Origin of the sequence: Exiguobacterium sp. s168 (assembly GCF_018619035.1) — a bacterium.
Lineage (GTDB): Bacteria > Bacillota > Bacilli > Exiguobacteriales > Exiguobacteriaceae > Exiguobacterium_A > Exiguobacterium_A acetylicum.
Genome location: NZ_JACSNE010000009.1, coordinates 50,511 through 73,618 on the forward strand (window position 1 = coordinate 50,511; position 23,108 = coordinate 73,618).

General features: G+C 50.1%; 24 protein-coding genes. 9 read left to right on the forward strand and 15 right to left on the reverse strand.

What is annotated here, in order from left to right; all coding sequences use genetic code 11:
- Positions 1–10: 10 nt before the first annotated feature.
- The gene (locus KNQ15_RS07635) at positions 11–547 is read right to left on the reverse strand and encodes a flavodoxin family protein (protein WP_214728638.1); all 537 of its coding nucleotides are present in this window, start codon (positions 545–547) and stop codon (positions 11–13) included.
- 145 nt (positions 548–692) lie between these two features.
- Between KNQ15_RS07635 and KNQ15_RS07640 the strand changes: the two genes are divergently transcribed.
- Positions 693–1,361 (forward strand): hypothetical protein, encoded by a 669-nt coding sequence (locus KNQ15_RS07640; protein ID WP_214728640.1) that lies wholly within the window; start codon positions 693–695, stop codon positions 1,359–1,361.
- Here the strand turns inward: KNQ15_RS07640 and KNQ15_RS07645 are convergent.
- Positions 1,349–2,200, reverse strand: a complete 852-nt coding sequence (locus KNQ15_RS07645; protein WP_214728642.1) for an alpha/beta fold hydrolase — start codon at positions 2,198–2,200, stop codon at positions 1,349–1,351. The two genes, KNQ15_RS07640 and KNQ15_RS07645, sit on opposite strands and share 13 nt — an antisense overlap.
- A gap of 113 nt (positions 2,201–2,313) precedes the next feature.
- Here KNQ15_RS07645 and KNQ15_RS17035 point away from each other — a divergent pair, with 113 nt between their 5' ends.
- The 3 genes from KNQ15_RS17035 to KNQ15_RS07660 all read left to right on the forward strand — a co-directional run bounded on the left by KNQ15_RS17035 (position 2,314) and on the right by KNQ15_RS07660 (position 4,649).
- Complete coding sequence (locus tag KNQ15_RS17035) at positions 2,314–3,318, forward strand: helix-turn-helix transcriptional regulator (RefSeq protein ID WP_029341709.1); 1,005 nt, start codon at positions 2,314–2,316, stop codon at positions 3,316–3,318.
- Between the two features lie 159 nt (positions 3,319–3,477).
- Complete coding sequence (locus KNQ15_RS07655; RefSeq protein ID WP_214728644.1) at positions 3,478–3,804, forward strand: hypothetical protein; 327 nt, start codon at positions 3,478–3,480, stop codon at positions 3,802–3,804.
- 326 nt (positions 3,805–4,130) lie between these two features.
- Entirely contained in the window at positions 4,131–4,649 is a 519-nt protein-coding gene (locus KNQ15_RS07660) for a hypothetical protein (RefSeq protein ID WP_214728646.1), read from the forward strand.
- A 69-nt stretch (positions 4,650–4,718) separates the two neighbouring features.
- On the opposite strand, the gene KNQ15_RS07665 is transcribed toward KNQ15_RS07660, so the two are convergent.
- Positions 4,719–5,441 (reverse strand): SDR family oxidoreductase, encoded by a 723-nt coding sequence (locus KNQ15_RS07665; protein WP_050677944.1) that lies wholly within the window; start codon positions 5,439–5,441, stop codon positions 4,719–4,721.
- A 111-nt stretch (positions 5,442–5,552) separates the two neighbouring features.
- Here KNQ15_RS07665 and KNQ15_RS07670 point away from each other — a divergent pair, with 111 nt between their 5' ends.
- Positions 5,553–5,906, forward strand: coding sequence for a winged helix-turn-helix transcriptional regulator (locus KNQ15_RS07670; protein ID WP_050677945.1), 354 nt, complete (start codon positions 5,553–5,555; stop codon positions 5,904–5,906).
- Positions 5,907–5,920: 14 nt separating this feature from the next.
- Here the strand turns inward: KNQ15_RS07670 and KNQ15_RS07675 are convergent, their stop codons facing one another.
- The 3 genes from KNQ15_RS07675 to KNQ15_RS07685 are packed head-to-tail and all read right to left on the reverse strand — an operon-like array spanning position 5,921 to position 8,849.
- The gene (locus KNQ15_RS07675; protein ID WP_214728647.1) at positions 5,921–6,895 is read right to left on the reverse strand and encodes a hypothetical protein; all 975 of its coding nucleotides are present in this window, start codon (positions 6,893–6,895) and stop codon (positions 5,921–5,923) included.
- A complete protein-coding gene (locus KNQ15_RS07680) occupies positions 6,892–7,938 on the reverse strand; it encodes a DUF58 domain-containing protein (RefSeq protein ID WP_214728649.1) in 1,047 nt (348 codons plus the stop codon). The genes KNQ15_RS07675 and KNQ15_RS07680 overlap by 4 nt, the downstream gene beginning before the upstream one ends.
- A 2-nt stretch (positions 7,939–7,940) precedes the next feature.
- Positions 7,941–8,849: an AAA family ATPase gene (locus tag KNQ15_RS07685; protein ID WP_058265957.1), complete on the reverse strand. Its 909-nt coding sequence runs from the start codon at positions 8,847–8,849 to the stop codon at positions 7,941–7,943.
- A gap of 222 nt (positions 8,850–9,071) precedes the next feature.
- Between KNQ15_RS07685 and KNQ15_RS07690 the strand changes: the two genes are divergently transcribed.
- Positions 9,072–9,299: a hypothetical protein gene (locus KNQ15_RS07690; protein ID WP_149427370.1), complete on the forward strand. Its 228-nt coding sequence runs from the start codon at positions 9,072–9,074 to the stop codon at positions 9,297–9,299.
- Between the two features lie 33 nt (positions 9,300–9,332).
- Here the strand turns inward: KNQ15_RS07690 and KNQ15_RS07695 are convergent, their stop codons facing one another.
- The 9 genes from KNQ15_RS07695 to KNQ15_RS07735 all read right to left on the reverse strand — a co-directional run bounded on the left by KNQ15_RS07695 (position 9,333) and on the right by KNQ15_RS07735 (position 18,468).
- The gene (locus tag KNQ15_RS07695) at positions 9,333–9,548 is read right to left on the reverse strand and encodes a DUF3006 domain-containing protein (protein WP_050677950.1); all 216 of its coding nucleotides are present in this window, start codon (positions 9,546–9,548) and stop codon (positions 9,333–9,335) included.
- A gap of 21 nt (positions 9,549–9,569) precedes the next feature.
- Positions 9,570–10,430 carry a ComEC/Rec2 family competence protein gene (locus KNQ15_RS07700; RefSeq protein ID WP_214728710.1) on the reverse strand — a complete coding sequence of 287 codons (861 nt, stop codon included), beginning with the start codon at positions 10,428–10,430 and terminating at the stop codon, positions 9,570–9,572.
- Positions 10,427–11,011, reverse strand: a complete 585-nt coding sequence (locus tag KNQ15_RS07705; protein WP_353048894.1) for a histidine phosphatase family protein — start codon at positions 11,009–11,011, stop codon at positions 10,427–10,429. Before KNQ15_RS07705 ends, KNQ15_RS07700 begins: the two co-directional genes overlap by 4 nt.
- Before the next feature lie 13 nt (positions 11,012–11,024).
- Complete coding sequence (locus KNQ15_RS07710) at positions 11,025–11,819, reverse strand: DUF3307 domain-containing protein (protein WP_214728651.1); 795 nt, start codon at positions 11,817–11,819, stop codon at positions 11,025–11,027.
- Positions 11,816–12,463, reverse strand: coding sequence for a hypothetical protein (locus tag KNQ15_RS07715; protein ID WP_214728653.1), 648 nt, complete (start codon positions 12,461–12,463; stop codon positions 11,816–11,818). Before KNQ15_RS07715 ends, KNQ15_RS07710 begins: the two co-directional genes overlap by 4 nt.
- A 287-nt stretch (positions 12,464–12,750) precedes the next feature.
- Positions 12,751–13,221 carry an NUDIX domain-containing protein gene (locus KNQ15_RS07720; RefSeq protein ID WP_230088538.1) on the reverse strand — a complete coding sequence of 157 codons (471 nt, stop codon included), beginning with the start codon at positions 13,219–13,221 and terminating at the stop codon, positions 12,751–12,753.
- A gap of 298 nt (positions 13,222–13,519) precedes the next feature.
- Positions 13,520–15,925, reverse strand: coding sequence for a DNA topoisomerase IV subunit A (gene parC / locus KNQ15_RS07725; protein ID WP_214728655.1), 2,406 nt, complete (start codon positions 15,923–15,925; stop codon positions 13,520–13,522).
- Positions 15,918–17,888 (reverse strand): DNA topoisomerase IV subunit B, encoded by a 1,971-nt coding sequence (gene parE / locus KNQ15_RS07730; RefSeq protein ID WP_214728657.1) that lies wholly within the window; start codon positions 17,886–17,888, stop codon positions 15,918–15,920. Before parE ends, parC begins: the two co-directional genes overlap by 8 nt.
- A 178-nt stretch (positions 17,889–18,066) precedes the next feature.
- The gene (locus KNQ15_RS07735; RefSeq protein ID WP_023468336.1) at positions 18,067–18,468 is read right to left on the reverse strand and encodes a CoA-binding protein; all 402 of its coding nucleotides are present in this window, start codon (positions 18,466–18,468) and stop codon (positions 18,067–18,069) included.
- Between the two features lie 430 nt (positions 18,469–18,898).
- Between KNQ15_RS07735 and KNQ15_RS07740 the strand changes: the two genes are divergently transcribed.
- The 3 genes from KNQ15_RS07740 to KNQ15_RS07750 are packed head-to-tail and all read left to right on the forward strand — an operon-like array spanning position 18,899 to position 23,106.
- Complete coding sequence (locus KNQ15_RS07740; protein ID WP_214728658.1) at positions 18,899–19,939, forward strand: tyrosine-type recombinase/integrase; 1,041 nt, start codon at positions 18,899–18,901, stop codon at positions 19,937–19,939.
- A 30-nt stretch (positions 19,940–19,969) separates the two neighbouring features.
- Complete coding sequence (locus tag KNQ15_RS07745) at positions 19,970–22,579, forward strand: DEAD/DEAH box helicase (RefSeq protein ID WP_214728660.1); 2,610 nt, start codon at positions 19,970–19,972, stop codon at positions 22,577–22,579.
- A complete protein-coding gene (locus tag KNQ15_RS07750; RefSeq protein WP_214728662.1) occupies positions 22,576–23,106 on the forward strand; it encodes a glycerol-3-phosphate acyltransferase in 531 nt (176 codons plus the stop codon). Before KNQ15_RS07745 ends, KNQ15_RS07750 begins: the two co-directional genes overlap by 4 nt.
- Positions 23,107–23,108 lie beyond the last annotated feature (2 nt).

Here is a 23,108-nt window from a genome sequence, read left to right on the forward strand (position 1 = left end):
CGAACCGTGCTTAAACACGTGCTCCTGATATTTTTTCACGAAACGCTTCGATTGCCGCAATCGCTTCTTGATCGCGCTCGACCTCACCCGGTGCATTCCCTTCAGCAAGAATCGCTGTCTCAAGCGTCGCGCCAAGGAACGATGCGATATGCTCGAACTGCGTGACGAGCGCTTGTCCTTTAACGCGTGGATTGTCTCCTCCGACCGCGATCAAGTGGAATCGTTTCCCCGCCATCCGGCTTTTGAAGTCGAGCTCTTCGTCGCGCAGTGACTCGCTGAATCGATCGATGAATAGTTTCATCTTCGTCGACATCGAGTACCAGTAAATCGGAGTAATGAACAGGATGTCATCGTGAAGAAGCATCTCTTCGACGATCCGGCGATAGTCATCACCGATCGGCAAAAAGCCTCCGTGATGACGGCGGTCTTCGATCGGCTGAATCGAGACGTTCGCCAAATCGACAGCAACATGAGGGATGTCTTTCAATGCTTGTTCCGCGAGCCATTCACTGTTTCCTTTTCGTGAGCTACCAAAAATCGTATACATAACGTGCATCTCCTTTTGAATTCGATTGTTCTATTCTATTCCAAACTGCACTGTCAATACACCGATATGCTCACAATTGGTTTTGAATAAGGGTTTTGCGGAAAAAGACAAGAAGACGAAAAACAAATAGGGGAGGAACAGTCGAATGGAGAGAAGCACGCTCATTGCGCTAGAAAAACACTTATATGCCATCCACCTCGAGATGGATGGACTGGCGCGACACATTACGAAACAATTGATTCATTTGAGCCAAGTGGCTGCATCCGTCGAACATTTTCGACGGATGAGCTTTGATATCTATAAACATCGGACGTCACTCGAGCAGATCCCGTCACAAGTCTTGTATGAGACGGCACTCGATTACGAAGATTGGCTTGAGGAAGAGTTTGATGAGATTCCTGCTAGCTGGCAACTGGCGACAAAAGAAGAAGAGGCACTCGAGCAACTCTGGTGGTTCGAATTCTCGCGAATTCAAGCGGAGCTCGAAGAATGGCTCAGTCTTTATCTGATTCGCCGGATTCGAGAAGACGTTCGTTATATGCCGCCAGTGATCGAGAAAAATGCCTATGCTTTATCAGAAGATGCCCGCCATGTTTTTTGGCGTCTCTTACAACGTTCCGTCGCGAAGCCTTCATCGAAGATCAAAGCGAACCAATTGTCATGTCGAATGGGCATCGCTGAGATTGCCCGTTGTGCCCGACTTAATCAAGACCGGACGCGTCGTGCGATTGGTGAACTGACGCGTCGTGGTCTGATTGCGATCGAGGAGGATGATGAAAAGCTAAAAATGCGGCTCCGCCTTCAAGTCATCTGATTGAAGGCGATGAACCGTTCGATCATCCGTTCATCCCGACGTGCGGATGGACCGATCCAGATCAGGTGACCGGGACTTTTCGATTCAATGAACTGCGCGTGAGGAATGCTCCGTCGTGCGTGATCCGCATGCTCGAACGGAACAGCACGGTCTGACTTCGAATGGACGATCAATACGGGACACGTGACGGCTTCAAGCCGTTCTCGTTCGATGTCTTGTGTGATATCAAACAAGACACCTCGCCCAGGACCATTTTGGAGACCAACTTCATACAACAACGATGCATCCGTCTCACTAATATGAGTACGGATTGTTTCGCGTGGTAAAAGACTCGTCATCTCGACCATCCGAACCGCTGCTTCTTCAGGAAACTTGCGAATCTTATCCTTCACGTATGTCCAGAGCCCCCACTGGATGAACTGTAAAGGACGTTGTAAGACCGGTTGTATCAGAAGCCGGTGATAGGGAAGCGAGATCCGGTGTGTCATTGCACACGCTAAGACGAGAGCATGAACGCCTGGATCCATTCCAGCAAGCGCGATTGCTGTCGGTCCACCTGCAGAGATGCCGTAAACGGTGTACTGTTTAATCTGGCGGGATGTCAGCCACTCAGCGTAGAACGTTGCAAGTGCCTCCGGACTATCAGCGAGCTGAAGTGGTGTTCTTCCATATCCCGGACGCGATGGCACGATGACTCGATATCCTGCAGCAATTAATTTTTCGACATGGTAGACTTCCCGGTAATCCGACTGCGTACCATGAATCAAAAGAATGACGGGACCACTTCCGCTATCCCGGTAATCAAAGCGCTGACCGTTCCATTCTGCAATATAATGCATCCAAATTCTCCTATCTCTTAATTATTACCATTTTATTGTTAATCTCGAATTTATTTTCATGTATACTGTAAAGTATAACCAAACCATTGTGACTTAGGAAATGAGGATGCGTAGTGTCAAACGAAAAATTAACGAACCGTGACCGCTTACTTGCTGTACGAGAAATCTTCGAACGTCAGTCGGATGAAGACCATACGTTGACGCTTGAGGAATTGAGCATGGAACTCTCGAAACGAGGATTGATCGAGAAGTTATCCCGAAAATCGTTGAAGGATGATATTGCGGCACTTGCCAAATCAGGTTTCGACGTCGTGGCGGAAGAGACGAAGAATGGGCTTGCCATTCCGTATCATCTCGTCAGTCGTCCTTTTGAGCATCATCAGCTCCGATTGCTGGTCGATGCCATCGCCAGTGCAAAGTTCATCTCGGAAAGTGAGACGACGTCGCTCGTTCAAACGATTCAGTCGTTGACGAGTGATAAGATGGCGGAATCACTCCAACCGGTGCTACATACTGTCAAAAAACCAAAAGGAATGACGTCGCGCTCGATCGATACAATCCAGAAAGCAATTAGCGATGGTTTCATCATCAGTTTCCAGTACCAAGGAAAGTTTAACGAACGGACGCGAAAGTTCGAGTTACGGAAGGATGGCGAGCATTACCTCGTTTCTCCGGCTCATCTGTTGATGGATAACGGAAATTACTATTTGATTGGACGCGATGAGCGGATCAAAGAGATCCGAACGTACCGGGTCGACCGAATCGTCGATTGTAAAGCGTTCGAACCGATGGAAGAACCGGTCCATGTCGAGCCGAGTTACTTAAGTAACATGTTCAACATGTACGGGGGAGAGAACGAGCAATTGACGCTTAAATTCCAGGAGAGTCTGATGCCAACCGTCGTCGACCGGTTCGGAACGGATATCCGCTGCCGTCGTCTCGATGACCTCTGGTTCGAGGTCAAAGTCGATGCGCTCTTTTCCGACGGTTTCATGATGTGGCTGATTCAGTTCGGCAACCAGGCGGAAATCATCGCGCCTGTCGAACGGCGGGAGACATTCAAGAACAAGGTGGCAGGTCTTGCGACGATGTACCAAGTCGAAACACCTGCTCTCTAAGGGCTAAAGCAAGGTTCACTTGACCGTGGATTTTGCTTTTTTAAATTGTCGAGAAAAAAACTTTTTGTCGTTTTTTGTCGGATATTCATATTTGAATATTTTAAGCGAATAGTTCCAGTTACTATTAAGGGTATCTGATACTTATGTAGGAGGAACGACATGCAACAGATGGAAAAAAGCCAATCAAACGGGATGCGGAAACTAGCTGCTTTCCTCTTCTTCGTTTGTCTATCCTATACATCGTGGTACTTATTCTCACTTTTTGTCTTTCATCTCGTGTTTCCAGAAGATGTCGTGACATCCTTAGATATCGTCGTGTTCGGATTCAGTCCGGTCGTCGCTCTTGTCGTCACCATCGGCTCGCTACGCTTGATCGAACGACGCATGAAACCTAAATTCACACCCCTTTTATTCATCGGATATACGCTCTCGACAAGTATCTTGATTTATTACGCGATCGTGAACGAACTTCTGCCCCAACTGTGACTTGCAACTCCCTAACAATTGGCATATGCTACGCTTATAGTTTGCTAGGTAAGGGGGGATACGATGAACGCACAGTATATCCTCGACTGGATGCCGCTCGTGATTCCTGTCGGTGCCATCGTCTTTATTGTCGTCATTGCAAAAAAAGCTTCGAAAATCGATGCTGAAAAGTAAGGAGACTCCAATCAGGGAGTCTTTTTTTATTGGCTTCTGTTGGTACTTTATTCACGCGATTTCCCTATTGTGCAAAAACATAACGTCACCCATTTCTATGGTATAAAGGAACTAGGCGAAAGACCTAATATTAGGAAATCATGGAGGGACAGATGAGACAAAGAACCGTCATGACTTTACTTGCACTCAGTCTACTGCTTACCGTATGTATGATGAAAAAACCAACGTTGACGCCAAAAGCCAGTACCATCGATCTCACCATCGCCGTCGTCGGAACGGCTCCAGTTCTTACGCAATCACCGGACTTCCACTCGATTGATCTGCAGGAGATCAAAGGAGATTTACGACGATACGACGCCGTCATGATTATGCCGGAGTACTTACATCAGGCAGCGGGACGTGACTATGCTACAGTCTACCGGAAGGCGCAGATTCCCTTTTTCTTTATCGGCTCTCAAAAATCCATCGAACCGTTTCTTGATCCGAGTCTATCCTATGAGGAAAGCATCTCGGTGCCGAATCCGACGTTTGCGGCTGGTATGCTCTATGACGATACACAAGAGACGACCTGGTTGTTTGGTGAGGGAATCGAACGACTGAATCGGTCAGAGCAACTGAAGATCTATCAATCGATCTTTCAAACGATTGAACAGAGTCACTTAGCAAAGTAACGCTTGAATGAAACAGACCGAAGCGCTCGGAAGTACATCTACTTCCAAACACTTCGATCTGTTTTTTCGTCAATCGAGTTGTTTCGTCGGGGCTAAGACGATTTCCCGGATGTTGACATGTTGCGGTTGCTCGAAGGCGAATAAGACAGTGTCCGCGACGACTTGCGGATCGAGTCCACCGTCAATCGACTGTTTCCATTCGTTGTAGCCGTCCTTAATCGCGTCACTTGTCGTATGACCGAGCAGTTCTGTCTCGACGACACCTGGTGCAATCGTCATGACGCGGACACCATGGGACGCGACTTCACCTCGGACGTTCTCACTCATCGCGTGGACGGCGAATTTCGTGCCGACGTACGCGGCGTGGTCTGCGAACGTCTTTTTACCGGCAATCGAGCTGATGTTGATGATCGTGCCGGTCTTCCGTTTCACCATCGAGGGAAGGACAGCTTGCATCCCGTGTAAGACACCGAGCGCGTTGACGTCAAACATCTCTTCCCATTCTTCCGCATCTTGTGTCTCGATTTGACCGAGTAACATCCGACCCGCATTATTGATGATGGCTTCGACCGGTCCGAACGCTTCCGTCGCGTCTGCTAAAGCAGCATCGAGGGCAGCTCGGTCGGTGGCTGCGACTTGGCGAATCAAGACATCGTCTGAAGCAAGGCTCGCCAGACGATCAATTCGTCGTCCGAGCAATAAGACGCGGTACCCTTTCTGAATGAACGTTCGCGCAATCGCATGCCCGATTCCTGACGTAGCACCTGTGATGGCAATGAATCCTGTTTTCATAATATCGTCTCCTTATTTGATATGATAAATTGAAGATAACAGAGGGAAACCAATCCTAGAAGTACGCACTTTTAGGTCAGTCGGTTACCTTTTGGTAAGGGAGGGAACAGTATGCCGTATCTAAATGAGTTCGATGCGACGATGCGTCAGATTCAAGGCAAATGGAAAGTGATGATCTTGTACGAGCTGCATGAGGAAGGTGCGGTACGTTTTAATACACTGGAGCGTTATATCCAGGACGTCTCACCGAAGACGCTGACACAGCAACTGAAGCAACTCGAACAAGATGGCTTGATTACGCGGACCGTCTACCCGGAGATCCCACCCCGCGTCGAATATGCGTTGAGCGAGAAAGGTGTTTCCTTGATTCCCTTACTCGATGCGATCTGCGACTGGGGTCTTGCGACGACACCACGCAACCAATTGATGCGCACATTATGCGACGAGGAAGCCCCCGCTCCATGAGCAGGGGCTTTTCGTTAGCGTTCGATTTGTTCGCGTACTTGACGGCGGAACGTCTGGATGTCGTAGGCCGGTTCACTTGGACTGAACTCAATCCCGTCAATCAGACGAGCATTTTGCACCGTATCCGGGAACTCGATCCGTGTCAGCCATTCAAGCGTCGTCTCTTCATGGCGTCTTGGGAAAGCTTGCTCGAGCTGAGAAGCAATCTTCAGAAGCGGATGATGACTATGCCGTTTTGGCGCATGTGCCCGTACTTGTTTGGAGTGTTTGACGGTTTGTTCTCTTTCGATTGCTATGACTTTTCGCTTCCGGATGACATAAAGCGTAACCGCAACTAAGATCACCGTCAGAAGTGTCGTTGCGACCCAAATCCAATCCGGTGTTCCTGCCTGGACGGCAGCTTGCTCCACGTCTTGAACACCTTTGATATTCTCTAGCCCCATTGCCCGGTTCGTCATCGTGTCCGCTTCCCGACCAAGTGGTTCCGTCCAAAGGAATAATGAACCGAATGCTTCAAATAGCGGACGAATCGCACTCGTGACGGATCCGACGAGCGCTTCTTTCGTGAGACGGAAGACAACAGCGATGATCAGCCCCGCGCTGAGGACTAACGCGATCGTCGGGAAGATACGCCGCCATTCTGTCATGTAGGTGACGACGAATGGATACGCAATGACGAAGACCAAAATTAAAAATGCGCCAATTGGTGGTGTCACTCCCGGGAAAAATACCATCACGACGCCGATGACCATCGCACTCGTAGCGTAACGCCACGCCGAATCGACCGTATCAAGAAACGCGGTCCAGGCGACGAAGACGAGGGCTAAGACGCTAGCTACGGGAGAGAGGAAAAACAAGGATCCCGCCACGAGTAACTGTAATCCGATTCGAATCGAACGATGTGGTACGAAAGCGAGTGCCGGAAGAGCGAGCGCGAGATAGAACGGAACCGGTAACAGACTCGCAAGGAATATCCACCAGAGAATCATGCGCTCACTCCTTTCTGCCGGTGACCGAGATGTATCTCCGCCGTCGTCGACGGCACACTACGTTGCAATCGCTTCGTGAAGTACCGGCGCTCGAGCGGTAGATCGTATTCGGAAATCCGGGCAAGGCATTCCATCGTCCGTAGGAATTGATGTTTTCCCATACCAGACGGAACATGGTACCACTGACCGGATCGGTTGACCATCGAAATCCAGAGGCTGTAGGAAGCCCCTTGTTTCTCGAGTTCACGGATGATCGTCGCGGCACGCGATAATAGTTTCTCGAAGTCCGAGCGGAGGGCGAGTCCGTCTGCGGACAAGCCATCGACGATGACGGCATAATCATGGTTACGTTTCCGGTCATATTGATACGAGTACAGCTTATTCGTCTTCGCATAAGCGGACCAGTAGATCGACTTCGCATCTCCGGAGTAGGGGACGACGGAGTGGAAACTCGAGCGATCGGTGAACGGACTCGAGCGATCAATCGTCTCACCGGGAATCATCCGCTCATTCCACTCGACTGACGCTGGTGCAAAGTCAGGGAAGACGTGACCCAGCTCTTGGATATCAAGCGTCACATAGATTGTGATCAAATGAAACGGATCCGAGATCATGACGTCAAACGACTGAATCCGAATCGTTCCTCGGTGAGCGGCAATGACATCGATTGAAAACGGCACAATTGTCTGTTTGCTGACATATAAGTGTTGACGCCAAAATTGACTACTCGCATCAGGAAGCTTGATCTGATCCCCGAGCAACCCAGAGATCGTGATGCGACCGAGTGGTAACTTCGTTGGGTTCGACAATTCGAACGGTATCTGGATCGTTTCCTCTCGAAAAGCGCGAACCGTCTCAAGGAGGCGGACGCGAATTCGCTTCGCAACGTATTCGAGATAATACGGCATCACCCAGCCATATAATGTATAGGCGAGTAATAAAGCCGCAATCCAGACAGGACCATAGAGTCCCACGATGACGCCGCTTGCACCTGTCATCGTAAGAATGATGAGGTTAAAGCCTTTTGGTATGATCAATTGCATGATTACACCTCAGTCGGAACAGTGAGTGAATCGAGGACCTGCTCGACGAGACGTTCGTTCGATAGCTTCAGCGTCGCTTCGAGCGTTAAGACGAGACGGTGGGCAAGCAATGGCGTCGCCAAGTGCTTGACGTCCTCTGGTGTGACGTACGTCCGCTCCTGCATCCAGGCCCGTGCTTTTGCTGCTTTTAAGAGTGCGAGCGTCGCTCGTGGACTCGGTCCGATCTCAACGTCACGATGGGCGCGGAGTGCGTCACAGACATCAAGTAAGTAGTTTTCGACGCTATCCTCGATTGAGACGGCAACGACTTCCTCTTTCCAGTCATTGAGTTGTTCGAGCGGAATCTGTAGTTCGGCTGCTGTTAAGTGTGCTCCACGTAATAACGCCTTCTCCGCTTGACGTGTCAGCGGGGCGAACGACAATTTGAACAAGAAACGGTCGAGTTGGGCATGCGGTAATGGGAACGTACCATGTCCATCAAATGGATTCTGTGTCGCGATGACAAGAAAGTGTTGCGGTAATGTATAAGATGTATCCCCAATCGTCACTTGTCCTTCCGCCATCGCCTCGAGCAATGCTGACTGTGTCCGTGGAGTCGTCCGGTTAATCTCATCGACGAGGACGATATTCGCGAACAGTGGACCAAACCGTTGTTCAAACGATCCAGTCAGCGGATTGAACAGCTCCATTCCAAGTAGATCGGTCGGTAACGTATCCGCTGTACATTGAACACGTGAGAACTTCGCTTCGAGTGTCTGCGCCAGTGCTTTTGCTAATGTCGTCTTACCGGTCCCCGGACGGTCTTCGAGCAAAACGTGGCCCTCTGCGAGCAAGCCCATCAATAAATGATCAATCACATCGTCCTGACCAAGGACAGATTGTTTGAGTGATGTCCGTAACGTTTGAAACATGGATGATTCCCCCTTTAAGATGCATCGTATTTCTAAAGTGTACGAAAATTCAGAAAAAACCGCTAGTGATTTTCCAGGAATCACGCATAAAGAAATACGTCTATCTTTTATACTACCAGTTTCATCCAAAAGTTTCGTGGAATATCAAAAAAATTGAAACAGGATTATGAAGTCACTTAGCGAATAGAAGGATATAGTCATTAGAATAGGGGGGATGGACAGATGAAACCACATACTACCGAATCGAACTCCACTCTAAACCAGCAACAAGATGTTGCTCACAGTCCTATCGACGAGTATCAACGGATTGTTGCCGGAGGACCTCCGAATCGCCGAGCCTTTGCCGCGATTCGTCGGCTCCCATTCGGATTACGTTTGCTGACGTATACGATCGGTTCCTTATTCACAGCAGGTATCATTGCTGGACTCGTCATCAGTCTACTCGGTTAAAAAAGACTCCCTCAGCGTTCTGAGGGAGTCCCATCATTCTTCAAAGAGATCATCCATCAAATCGGTGATCTCTTTTTTACGTGCGTTCGTCTCATCGCGTAAGATCCGAATCGAACGTCCGGTCCAGTCAAGTCGGTCGCCGATCGTTGCCTGGCGCGGCAAACGACTTTTCGGTAACGTGATTGTCTCGCGGTCGTCGGTTTCGCAAATCGCTAGATCGTCTTCAAAATCAGCTAGGGTCAATCGCATCTGATGCACCTCCACGTCTCGTTATTCCGGTCGTAAATCGGTCCGGTTCGATTCCTTGATGCCGTCACCGGTCGAGATATACTGAATCGTTCCACTTTGATCGGTCCGGTCAATCGTGATCCGTTCTGCTTTCAGTTCCTGTAAAACGGAGGGACGTGGGTGACGATAGGCATTGTCCTGCCCGGCTGAGATCAAGGCACGCTTCGGATCAACGGCTTGTAGGAAGGGTAGGGAGGACGATGTGTCTGCTCCGTGATGCCCAAGCTTCAGGACATCGGCGCTAAGATCGGTATCCGACTCGAGCAATTGTCGTTCCGTCCGGATCGGTGCGTCGCCCATGAAGAGGAACCGATCCTGTCCATGTTCGACCCGCAGGACGGCACTCCAACTGTTAAGATCCTGTGTCCCGTCCGTTAGGGGTGCAAGGAACGTAAAGCGTGCAGCTTCACTCGGGATCTCTAGACCCGCCTTAACCGACTTGATCGTCACCCCTTCGCGTTTGACGGCAAGGAGGAAGTCGCGATAGGTCTCTGTCGTATGCGTGACACGCGGGGCATAAACGCTGTCGACCGGAAAGGTATCAAGGACGGTATCGAGTCCACCGATATGATCGGCGTCTGGATGTGTCGCGATAACTGCTGTTAAGCGTTTGACACCCAATTCTTGCAGGTAGCGGACGACATCCTCGCCTTTGCCGTTATTCCCACCGTCAATCAAGACCGCGTCTTCCTTCGTCCGAATGAACGTAGTATCCCCTTGACCGACATCAAAACCATAGACCTCCATTTGTCCCGCGGTTGGGGCAGGGGGCTCTTCATCCCGGGTCGTGTAGAAGATGACGATCAGGCAGAGTGCTAACAGAATCGTTGAGCCCCATTTCAACATGTCGGTTCCTCTTTCTCGAACAGATAGAGCATACCGTTGCGCGGATGACCGAACCGGGGTCCGCGATAACCGCGCCGTTTCAAGGCAGCGCGCATCAGAATCATCATGCCGCCGTGTCCGACGAGTAGAACCCGTTCATCATCCTCGAACATCAATTGATTCAAGAGGACCTCAATCCGCTCATTCGCATCTTTGATCTCCGCTTGAATCCGTTTGCTGAACGGGGCTGCCAGTCGACCGAGGACCGCCCAGCCAAGGAATGGCAAGCGGAGATTCGAGCGAATCGTAGGAAATGGTACCTCCCGTAGTAGATCGGTCACAATGATCTCTTTATCGTAGACGCTTTGTGCCGTCTGGACGGCACGCGGCATGCTACTGGCATAACAGACCGTCCAGTCGATCTGACCGAGCTCGACCGGCTGAATATCAATGTCTGACGTATCATACCGTTCAATCCACTTTTCAATGTCACTGGCACTGATCCAGCCTTTCGTCGGGTATCCCTCCGTCACCCGGTGATGCCTGACTAATCCAATTTGTTTCATATGTCGTGCGACGGTCCAAACCGTCTCCCTCACTTTCATTCATCGTTTACAAAGCGACGCGCATCGCCAGTCCACATAAAATCGCTCCTAAGATACTCAGCAAGCTCCCGATGATGTAATATTCCGCAAAGCGGCGATCTTCAAACTGTTTAAAACGGGCCAGTGCCTTCAAGGCAATGATGAAGCCAATCGCTCCGGTTGCGTTCGTGACGACGAGCAGGGTAATGATCGCCCGTTCGACGAGACCGATATAACGCCCGATCCCGTTTAATTCCGTCGTATAACTGCGGGCAGAATCTTCGACTTCATGTGTGACGGTCCGTGAGACGCCATCGAGTTGCTCCTTACGTGTCACTTTTCGCTCGAAATGCGCTTCGATCAAGCGCGGAGCAAATGGTGCGAGCATCAAAGCAATCCCGTGACCGAGCAACTCCGTCGTCACTAAACTGAAGCACAGAATCCACAGGACCTGCTCGGGTCGCGCGAACGACAACGACCAATCGATTGGAACGAACACCCATGTCAACGCGATAATAATAGCAATATGTAACGCTTGATCGATCCAGTACGCCGCAGCTTGTTTGACGCGACGTTTGAGCGGGGAGGCATCGAGTAGGGCGTGAAACACGAGAATGCTCCCTCCAAGCCATCCGGCGATGTCGAGGGGCAACTGCCCTCGGATGACGAAGAACGCGAGGACAAGTAGCATCAGAGCCGCGTGAATGGCAAGATGTTGGATTAATATGCGTCGGTGTCGATGTTTCAGTTGCGCCATCCGTTTCGTCTGTAATGGAAAATCAGCAAGTAGATGGACAAGGATAAGGCTAAGTAAGACGGTCACCGAATCGCCTCCCAGACTTGGAATTGCTCCAGTGCCTGTGTCAAGGCAGCTTCAAGTCGCTTGCGTTGTTTACGCTGCGAGCGGGAAACGAGTTTTGCGACATTCGCGCGGGCATCCTGTTCCTTGAAGCCCATCTTCAGTCCAATCTCTTCATACGTATCGTCCGGATATTGATCCATCAATCGGTGCAACTCGATTTGACGGTCCGTCTTCCCGAAATACGCTGGATAAAGCATCTCGAGATAGCCATTCAGCAGGGCGGTCGGTAAGTAGGGCGGTCCAGCAAAGGCAATCCGTGACGGAAGCGTCTTCGCCAGTTCCTGTGCTTCAAAGGCATGGATAATCGCACTACCATTGGCTTCTTCTGCTTGTGTCGTTGAAATCGTCTCATATTGACCAAATCCGATCCCGATGTAACCCGGTAATTCTTGATTCAATAAGTGCAGCATGACCGGATAACTAACCGGATAATCCGCAAATACCGCTAGTAAGCTATCACCGGATTTGATTTGGAACGGAACGATACTCGTAGGAAATACCGTATTCAGATCGTTCGCGAGTTCTCGGAGCGCTTGAAGTAATACTTCTTTGCTCGGATAATCGCGGGAGCCTTTGACATCAAACGACAAGGCAACAGCTTGCATGACGATTCCTCCTGTTCATTTGTTGCCACAATAATGGAAACATTTTATTTGTTACCGATAAAAAGGTAACATTTGCGGTGTTACTGTTATTAGAGTAACAAAGAATGAAGAGGAAGACCAACAGGACGATAGACCGATTTTTAAATGACAGGGGGGGGATGAAAAAATCTAGATAAAATATCATTTTTTTATTCAAGTTAACATAACATATATTATCAATAGTTATAAGATTTTGTCTCATAATCAAGGTAAACTTAAGATAGTGAGACAAAACAAAAAACACGGGATTAACCGTGTTTTCGACAATCATACGGACGTGTCCGTTCCAATCGATGAATCAAACGATCCAAGAAAATATGATGACGGCGTTCGAGTTGCGTGATCCGTTCGAGTGGCAACCACGCGAAATCAAAGAAATCACCGCAATCCTGACCGTCACCAGCCACACAATGCGTCCAGCGGTTCTCTTGGCATTCGATGTGCGCATGGTAGAAATACGTGTAATGGACCCGCATTCGCTCTGGGTACCGCATCTCTTCTTCGCCGATATACTGGACGGATGCTAACGAGAGACCACTTTCCTCAAGCGTCTCACGGACAGCCGCTTCCTTAGCGATTTCAGCATCTTCGATCGTACCTGCGGGGATCTGCCAATCACTCTCAGGAGCCGATTGTGGATGAAAAACAAGTAGTTCCCATCCGTTAGGTTTTTCCCGAGTGATATAGATTGCTACTTTTTCGCGACGTCTGAATTTCATCTTCATCACCTCTCCAAGGTCGGCAGATTGCACAACAAGCAGCTAAAGGGACGGTCCCGTAGCTGCTTGATCAATTGACGCTATAAGCAAAGCTGCGGAGACGCGTGACCCGACGCTTGTTCGTGACGAATCGTGACCTGACTATTTCTTCTATTGTAGCCGTTATTGGTCAGTGTTTCAATTTGTAAACGATATTTATAGCGATAAATCTCAAAATTCCGAGCGTTCGTCTCAAAATCCCCTTCTCCTGCCCCGTTAAATCTAAAAAAGCTCCCCCGTTAACCGGAGGAGCTGCATTTTATCGTGTATACCAGTCAAGCAATGGACCAAATTTCTCTTCATCGTAAGCAAATGAACCGTTCGACAAGCGGTCGAGGAACGATAACGAACCAATTTGGATCGTTTTCTCTTGCTCTTTCCCGCTGAGGACCAATTCTTTCGCTTGTGTGACGTCGATCAGTGCTGCGACTTGGTGTGGTTTCGATTTCAAATCACGGAGCAACTGTAAGCCACGGAGCGCACGGCTCGAGACTTGGAACTGATCCGCGAGACGCATCTTCTTCAAAGCACCGCGTTGCGTCAAGAGGACGATCTGTGGTGCTTCCTTGAAGCCGATCGCACCCGCAACGACATCCTGATCCTTCAGGTTGATCGCCTTGACACCGGCAGCTCGGACACCAACGACTGGGACGTCGTCTTCCGTGAACCAGAGCCCGAAGCCGTTCTGTGTCGCGAGGAACAGGTCGGTCTGACCCGTTGAGACCTGCGCATACAAAACTTCGTCGTCTGCCTTCAGACGGACGCCTTGGAGCGGTTTTGACTTCCGCTGCGCGTTGTAGTCACTCAGTTTCGAGCGTTTGACCATTCCTTGACGAGTGACGAACAAGCAATGCTGTGCTTCGTCGAACGAACGGACGAGATCAGCGGAGAGAACCCGGTCACCCGGTTCGAGTGGGACGAGGTTCGCGACGTGTTGACCGCCATCCTTCCATTTCGTATCCGGTAATTGGTGGACCGGAATCAGCAAGTAATTCCCGCGAACGGTCCAGACGATCAAGTGGTCGGTCGTCATCGCTTGCCCTTGGAGCAACGGACGATCCTGTTCCTTCAAGTCCGGCAAGTCGTTCGAGGCCCCGAACGAACGGAGCGACGAGCGTTTGACGTAACCGTTCTTCGACAGGAAGACCATCGTTTCCTCGACGGCAATCATGACTTCCGTCTTCAGCTTCAGTTCTTCGACTTCCGCTTCGATCGTCGAACGACGTTTGTCCGCGACTTGTTCCTTCAAGACCGTCAATTCCTTGATGATCAGACGATTTCGTGTTTTTTCATCGTTGAGGATCTTCTCAAGACGCGCGATTTCCTTCTCGAGTTTCGCTGCTTCTTCCTGCAACTCGACGATATCGGTATTCGTTAACCGGTACAGCTGGAGCATGACGACAGCTTCCGCTTGACGATCCGTGAAGTTGAAGCGCGCAATCAGCTTCTCCTTCGCGTCCGCTTTGTTCGATGCAGAACGGATCAAGGCAAGTGTCTCATCGAGGACAGAGATTGCTGTCATCAAGGCAGAGACGACTTCCTGGCGGCGTTTCGCTTGTTCGAGATCAAATGCTGTCCGGCGGATGACGACTTCCTTAACGTGTGCAAGATAGGCATCGAGAAGTGTCAAGACACCCATTTGACGCGGTGTCCGTTCATGGATCGCGACCATGTTGTAGTTATAGGCAATTTGTAGATCCGTTTGTTTAAGGTAGAAGTGCAAGACACCTTCCGCGTCTGCTTCCTTCTTCAACTCGATGACGACACGTAAGCCGTCGCGGTCGGTCTCATCACGGACTTCGGCGACACCTTCGACCTTTTTATCAAGACGGAGTTCTTCCATTCGTTTGACGAGATTCGCTTTATTGACCTCATACGGGAGCTCCGTAATGACGATTTGCTGACGACCGCCCCGCAGTGTCTCAATCGTTGAGCGTGAGCGGATGATGACTTTCCCGCGTCCTGTCTCAAACGCCTTCTTGATACCGTCAAGCCCTTGGACGACACCCCCCGTCGGGAAATCAGGACCTTGCATGTGCGTCAACAAGTCATCGACGTTCTGGACCGTCCCGGAGATCCGACCGATCGCAGCATCGAGCACTTCTCCCGCGTGGTGCGGTGGAATCTCGGTTGCGTAACCGGCGGAAATCCCTGTCGAACCGTTCATCAGCAAGTTCGGCAGTAGTGACGGTAAGACGAGCGGTTCTTCCGTCGTATCATCGAAGTTCAGCGTATAATCGACGGTCTGTTTGTTGATCCCGTCGAGAATGAGGCTTGAAACTTTCGATAAACGGGCTTCCGTATACCGCATCGCTGCCGCGCTATCGCCGTCGATCGATCCGTTGTTCCCTTGCATATCGATCAGCGGATAACGGAGCTTCCACTCTTGGCTCAAGCGGACCATTGCTTCATAGACTGACGAGTCACCATGCGGATGGTAGTTACCGATGACGACACCGACCGTCTTTGCCGATTTCCGGTAGGCACGGTCAAACAGGTTACCTTCCGTATGCATCGCATACAAGATCCGGCGTTGGACCGGTTTCAGACCATCACGGGCATCCGGTAAGGCACGATCTTGGATGATATATTTCGAATAACGACCAAACCGGTCGCCGACAACTTGCTCGAGCGACAGGTTCAGGATGTTTTGTAGATTAGACATGTTCGTTCACACTCTCTTTCGTCACGTGCTCATTCTCGATGATCGAGAGGTCTTCCGCGAGACCGAAGGCGACATTGTCCTCGATCCACGTCCGGCGGTGTCCGACGTTATCACCCATGAGGACAGAAACGCGTTTTTCCGCGACGGCAGCATCGTCGATCGTGACCCGAATCAACGTCCGTGTCTCCGGATCCATCGTTGTTTCCCAGAGCTGTGGTGCATTCATCTCTCCGAGTCCTTTGTACCGCTGGATCATATAGCCTTTGCCGAATTTCTTCGTCGTTTTCTTAAGTGTCTCTTCGTCCCAGACATATTCGAACTTCTCCGATTTGCCTTTTCCTTTTGAGACACGGTAGAGCGGTGGTAAGGCAACGAAGACCTTCCCAGCATCAATCAATGGACGCATGTAGCGGAAGAAGAACGTCAATAGCAAGACTTGGATATGCGCGCCATCGGTATCGGCATCGGTCATGATGATGACTTTATCAAAATTGCAATCTGACAAGTCGAAATCAGCTCCAACACCGCCACCAATCGCGTGAATGATCGTGTTGATCTCTTCATTTTTCATGATGTCAGCGAGTTTCGCTTTTTCTGTGTTCAAGACCTTACCACGGAGTGGAAGAATCGCTTGGAACGTCCGATTTCGTCCTTGTTTCGCGGAACCACCGGCAGAATCACCCTCGACGAGGAACAGTTCATTCTTGTCCGCGTTCTTCGAAGCCGCAGGCGTCAGTTTCCCGTTCAAGATACTCGAACGTTTCTTCTTTTTCCCGTTTCGTGCTTCTTCGCGGGCTTTTCGTGCCGCTTCCCGAGCTTGTGCTGCGCGGATCGCTTTTTTGATCAACAGCGTCGCCGTTTGCGGGTTCTCTTCCAAGTACGTCGAGAGACGACGGCTGATGACAGCGTCACAGCTCGTCCGCGCTTCCGGTGAACCGAGTTTCGACTTCGTTTGTCCTTCGAACTGGAGGAATTCTTCCGGAATCCGAATCGAGACGATCATCGTCAAGCCTTCGCGGATATCGTTTCCGTCGAGGTTCTTATCTTTTTCCTTCAAGAGTGTGTTCTTCCGGGCATATTCATTCATGACCCGTGTCATTGCTGTCTTCGCGCCGACTTCGTGTGTTCCACCGTCGCGTGTCCGGACGTTGTTGACGAACGAAAGGACGTTTTCCGAGTAGGCATCCGTGAACTGGAAGGCGATATCGACTTCGATCTCGTTTTCCGTCCCTTCGAATGCGACTGTCGGATGAAGCGTATCTTTATCATCATTCAAGTACTGGACGAATTCACTAACGCCGTCTTGGTACTGGAAGATATCCTGTTTATCGGACCGTTCGTCCGTCAACGTGATCTTCAGACCTTTCAGCAAGAAAGCCGATTCGCGTAAGCGTTCCGCGAGTGTATCGTAATTATACGTTAACGTACTGAAGATTGAGCCATCTGGTTTAAAATAGACGCTCGTTCCTTTTTGACGCGATGTGCCGGTTTCAAGCAACGTTGTCTTCGGCATCCCGCCGTTTTCGAACGTTTGCTCATATTGTTTTCCGTCACGGAAGATCGTCACTTTCAAGTCCGTTGATAAGGCGTTAACAACTGACGCCCCAACGCCGTGTAATCCACCGGACGTCTTGTAACCGCCCTGACCGAACTTACCACCGGCATGTAACACAGTGAAGATGACTTCTGCTGTTGGTTTACCAGACGCATGCATCCCCGTCGGCATTCCGCGTCCATGGTCACGCACCGTAATCGCATTATCTTTATGAATCGTGACATCAATTTGTTCCCCGAAACCTGCAAGCGCCTCATCGATCGCGTTATCAACGATCTCGTAGACGAGATGGTGAAGTCCACGGTGATCGGTTGAACCGATATACATACCTGGGCGCTTCCGGACTGCTTCGAGTCCTTCGAGCACCTGTATGGCATCATCATTGTAGTTATTTAAGTCTGTCGCCATTCATTTCACCTCAAAATTCGAAATTACGACGTCGTTTTTACAAACGTTCGTTCGTTATTTCGAGTAGTCTGTCTCTAATTGTAGGCATCTTCTTGCTTCCTGACAAGCATAACCTGTAACGCGCATGAAAAAAGACACCTTCACGAACGGGTGAAGATGCCTGAAATCGTGCGATGACTCACAGATATTGATGCTCAATCTTGATGCAACGATTCTCAATATAAGGAATGCCGGCACCGAGTGCCAGGCTCTCGGCTTCAACACTTGAGAGACCGAGCTGATTCCAAATCATCCCGACGTCACCGTGAGCGACAGCATCTTTCGCGACATCCGCTAAAAACTCCGACCGACGGAAAACATCGACGATATCGATGTGCCCTGGAATGCTCGCGACACTCGGATAGACTTTTTGACCGTTCCACTCGTTTAACGTCGGATTGACTGGAATGACTTCGTATCCATGTTGGACTAAGTAGTCAGCGATCCAGTTCGCCGTCTTCCCGGAATCACTTGAGACGCCGACGACCGCAATGCGTTTGGCATCCTTCAAATATTGACGTGCTTGTTGATCGGTAATCATCTAGAACTCCCCCTTATGAAAATAACTCTTACCTAACACTCTATACCCGAACCAAGATGAAGTATGCGAAATCGAGCATGTTTTCGACGTTTTTCAGAAATCGTCTTGAAATCAAATGAGTCGACCAATGACCCGTCGAACAGCTTCTCGATGCAACTGAGAGCGAAATTGAATATTCATTCTTTTTTGATGATTTAGGTGACATAATACTATTATTGTTATTACAGAGAATGTTGCAGCTTAAAAATCATAAAAAATAGGTTGAATTCTCACGTGCATCGAGTTGACCAACGACCCGTCCAGTATATTGTCGATGCAACTGAGCGCTCCCTGTCTGACAATTTAACATTGCGTGAAATAACTATTTCACGCAAACAAGTGTCTGCTGTACCAACGTTTGGTATACTACCACTAGAGGGGTGATTGTCGGATGAGTTTATTTAAAAACCTAGGAAAAACGATACATAAAACGACCGTTTCGGCTACAGCACCAGCGATTCCTGGTTATGAGCGGATGCCACGCTTTATTCAGTCCTATTTGGATCAGTTAGCAGCAAAACATTTCTCGTTAGCGACGATGCGCCGCTACGTCTACGACTACGAAGCGTTCTTTCAATTCGTTGCAACGGCGTCGGGTGAAGAAGTGACGGCGCGCGAGATTCCGCTTGAAGCATTTGTCGAGATCGATGCATCAGGAATCGAAGCCTACGCCGAATACCTTGCCTTAACGAAACAAAATGCACCAAGCGTGATCAACCGAAAGCTATCGGCGTTACAGTCGTTGTTCCGTTATTTGGTCGATACAGGTCAGCTGTCAGAAAACCCGGTCGCAAAAGTCAATCGACCAAAACAAGCGAAACGGGAACCGGTTTATCTGACGAAACGCGAATGGGACGAATTGATTCAGTTGTTACCGTCGAACGTCGAGATGAATGCCCGGGAAGCGTCGCATTATGAACGTGATCGCGTCCGCGACGTGACGTTATTCCAATTACTTGGCTATAGCGGGATGCGTTTAAGTGAGATGACGCAACTCGTCTGGAACGATGTCGATTTCCACGAAAATACGCTCCGCGTCATCGGGAAAGGCAATAAAGAACGATTGATTCCACTTGCGAAACCAGCACGAATTGCCTTACGCAAATACGCGATCCATTATCAGATGCCAACGAGCGGCGCCGTACCTGTCTTCCAAAAACACGGGAAACCACTCAGCCCACGGGCAGTCCAGCATATTTTGCAGCGACACACCGAACGATTGAAACCGGTCCTGCCCTTTTTAGAGCGCAAAAAAATTACACCACATAAATTGCGGCATACGTTTGCGACACGTCTTGCGACCGGTGGGGTCGACGTCCTGACGATCCAGCAGCTACTTGGTCACGAATCCGTCGCGACGACACAAGTCTATGCCCATATCGGTGATTCCGAGAAAAAACGCGCCGTCGATTTATTCGATGGTGAACGATAATAATATTATGTAAACTAAAGGAGGAATAGCATGAATTACGGGCTCAGTGAAAGCAAAATTAAACAGATGTCTGATGCTTACGCCTTTCGACGGGGAAAGAAGTATGTCGCCGCCCGCAAAGTCACGTTGCACAATTACCGAATGGGTGACGAGCTGATCGAAGCGAGCGTCGACGGTAAGGAACGATTCACGGTGACGGTCCGCGTTAAAGCGCACGGTGTCGACGCCGGCTGTAATTGTCCATCACTTGCGATGGATACGTCATTTTGCGGACATATCGTCGCCGTTTTACTGGCGATGCATCATGTACAGGCGCACGGTACACCGACGCCGTTATCGCCGCAAATCCGTCCCTTCACGGCGATTCAAGTCGATGACGCCGGCGCGCGCCATTATTTACGCAGTCTCACACCGGATCGTCGGGTAGCGATTCATTTCGAACTGACCGGACCCGTCGTGACGCTTAAACGATTGACGGACAATCAACAGCATCAACTGTCCCTACCCTACTTCGATCGGTTGCTTGAACAGACGGAGTATTTGCAGCGGGTCGCAGATGTTTCGTTCAGTCCTGATTTACAGGAACGAATCGTCTCCGGAACGCCAATCGTCAAGTTGCATCTTGACCGAACGGCTCGGGAAGTCGAAGTCCGTGTGTCGTTTGATTATCAAGGGATTCAGCTGAATCCGCTCGACGAGACGATTTATGCTGGACGGGATCAAGTAACGGAGCAAAGTGTCTTACGCTATTTACGTGAATTCCAAGCAACACCATCGAATTCGCACTATGTCATCACCAGTGACGCCGCGCAGTATGCTTTTTTGCGGAGTCTGCTTGACGAACGGGTTGCGCTCGGTCAACTGGAGTTATTTGCAACGCAAGCGATCCGAACGACGTTACCAAAAGGACCCTTTCATCCGCGGATCGAAGTCGACGTGACAGACCGCCTCGACTGGCTTGTGTTTAACTTTTCGATGGACGGAATTCCGGAAGACGAACTGAAACGTGTCCTAAAGTCGCTCATCTTACAAAAACGCTATCACCGCTTGAAATCCGGACAGTTCGTATCTTTAGAGGCACGGGCCTTTCAGCAGTTGCAACGGGTTCTCGCCCAGATGGAAGCGAGTGAACGCGACTTACGCGACGGGCGACTCGTCTTACCTGCCGTCCGGAACATGAAGCATCTGATCGGTGCCTCCATCCTGCATCTCCATGCCGATTTGCTCGAGAAATGGTTCGAATTGAAATCCGGACAAGGATTCTGGCTCGACTTGCCGAATTCATTAGAGTCACAACTCTATCCGTATCAACGGACGGGCATTCAATTTCTAAAGAATTTGGACGCGCACCGATGTCACGGCATCTTGGCCGATGAGATGGGGCTTGGAAAGACAATTCAAGCGATTGGTTATATAGCAACGATTTCGGATAGTCGTGCACTGATCGTCGCACCAGCATCACTGCTCCGCAACTGGGAGGCGGAATTGAAGCGCTTTTTACCCGGTCGACCGGTTCATGTCGTGACGGGATCTCAAACTAGCCGACTTTCCGAACTGGAGTACTTGGCTGAAAACACAGTGACGATCGTCTCCTACACGACGCTTCGGACCGACGTCCGTCGCCACCCCGTATATGACGTCGTTTTCTTTGATGAAGCACAGCATTTGAAGAATCCGCAGTCACAAACGGTCAGTCAACTGCGACATCTGCAAGCAAAACGCCGTTTCGCCTTAACGGGCACACCACTTGAGAATCGTCCGCGTGATATCTGGTCGATTTTCCATGTCTTGTTTCCAGAATTACTGCCGGATTTAGCGACGTTTGAGAAATGGTCATTTGATGACATGCAACAGTTCATCCAACCGTTCTTATTACGGCGTGAGAAACAAGATGTCTTACAGGATTTACCGAAGAAACAGATCGAGCATCATTATGTCGAGCTCGGTCCTAACCAAAAACGGTTATATGCGTCGTATCTTGCCAAATTGCAACTCGAGACGCTGCAGCACTTAGACGAGACGAAACGCGAAGATCGTTTGAAGTTACTGGCTGGGTTAACGCGGTTGCGGCAAATTTGCAACGATCCGGAGTTATTCGTTGAGGGATACACGGGGGAAGCGACAAAACGAACGCGTCTGCTCTCATTGATTGCCGAAAAACGGGCCGCCGGAAAGCGGATCTTGATTTTCTCGCAGTATACACAAATGCTCGAGCGCATTCGCTCGAATCTCGCGCAACGTCACCTCCCCCACTTCCTGTTGACGGGTGAGACACCACTCGAAGACCGGGTGGCGTTATGCGATCGGTTCAATGACGGTGAAGTCGATCTCTTCTTGATTTCCCTGAAAGCGGGTGGGACGGGATTGAATCTCGCAACTGCTGATACCGTCATCCTCTTTGACAGCTGGTGGAATCCGGCCGTCGAACAGCAAGCTGCCGATCGTGCCCACCGGCTTGGACAACAATCCGACGTGACGGTCATCAAATTGCTGACACGCGGGACGATCGAAGAAAAGATGACGGAATTACAAGATCGAAAAGCCCAGATGGTCGATGCCGTCCTGACGGCTCCAGACAGTGATGCCTTGACCGTCAAAGAACTCGTTCATCTCGTAGAAACAAAGGAGGAACATCGGTGACCCTTGATCTCCTGCTTGGTTACCTTATCGGCAGTATTCTTGGCGGTACGCTCTGGAAGTACGTCAGTCGTACCGATTTGGCTCAGGTCGGTTCCGGAAACATCGGTGCCCGCAACGCCCATCGTGCCGGTGGGCTCCCGGCCTTTTTATTCGTGTATCTGTTTGATGCCGCGAAGACCGTTCTTGCACTACAGATCACAGATGCATTTTATCCCGTTGCTCTTGCCGTGCTCATCGGCCACTTGTTTCCATTGTTTCATCCGCGACGCGGCGGTAAAGGGTACGCTGTATTTTCCGGAATCGTCTTCGCTATCACGCCATGGGCATATCTTGCCGGATTAGGCATACTCGGTTTGTCTTATCTCGTAACGAAAGATAGTGTCAAAGCGGGGCTTATTCCGGTCGTTTTACTTCCGTTACTACCCGTCTTCTTAGACGCAGGGTCAGTCAATATCTTGTGTACCGTTGCCGTAAGTCTACTTGTCCTGTGGGCTCATGATGCACTCCACAAGCCAGCCATTACATAAGG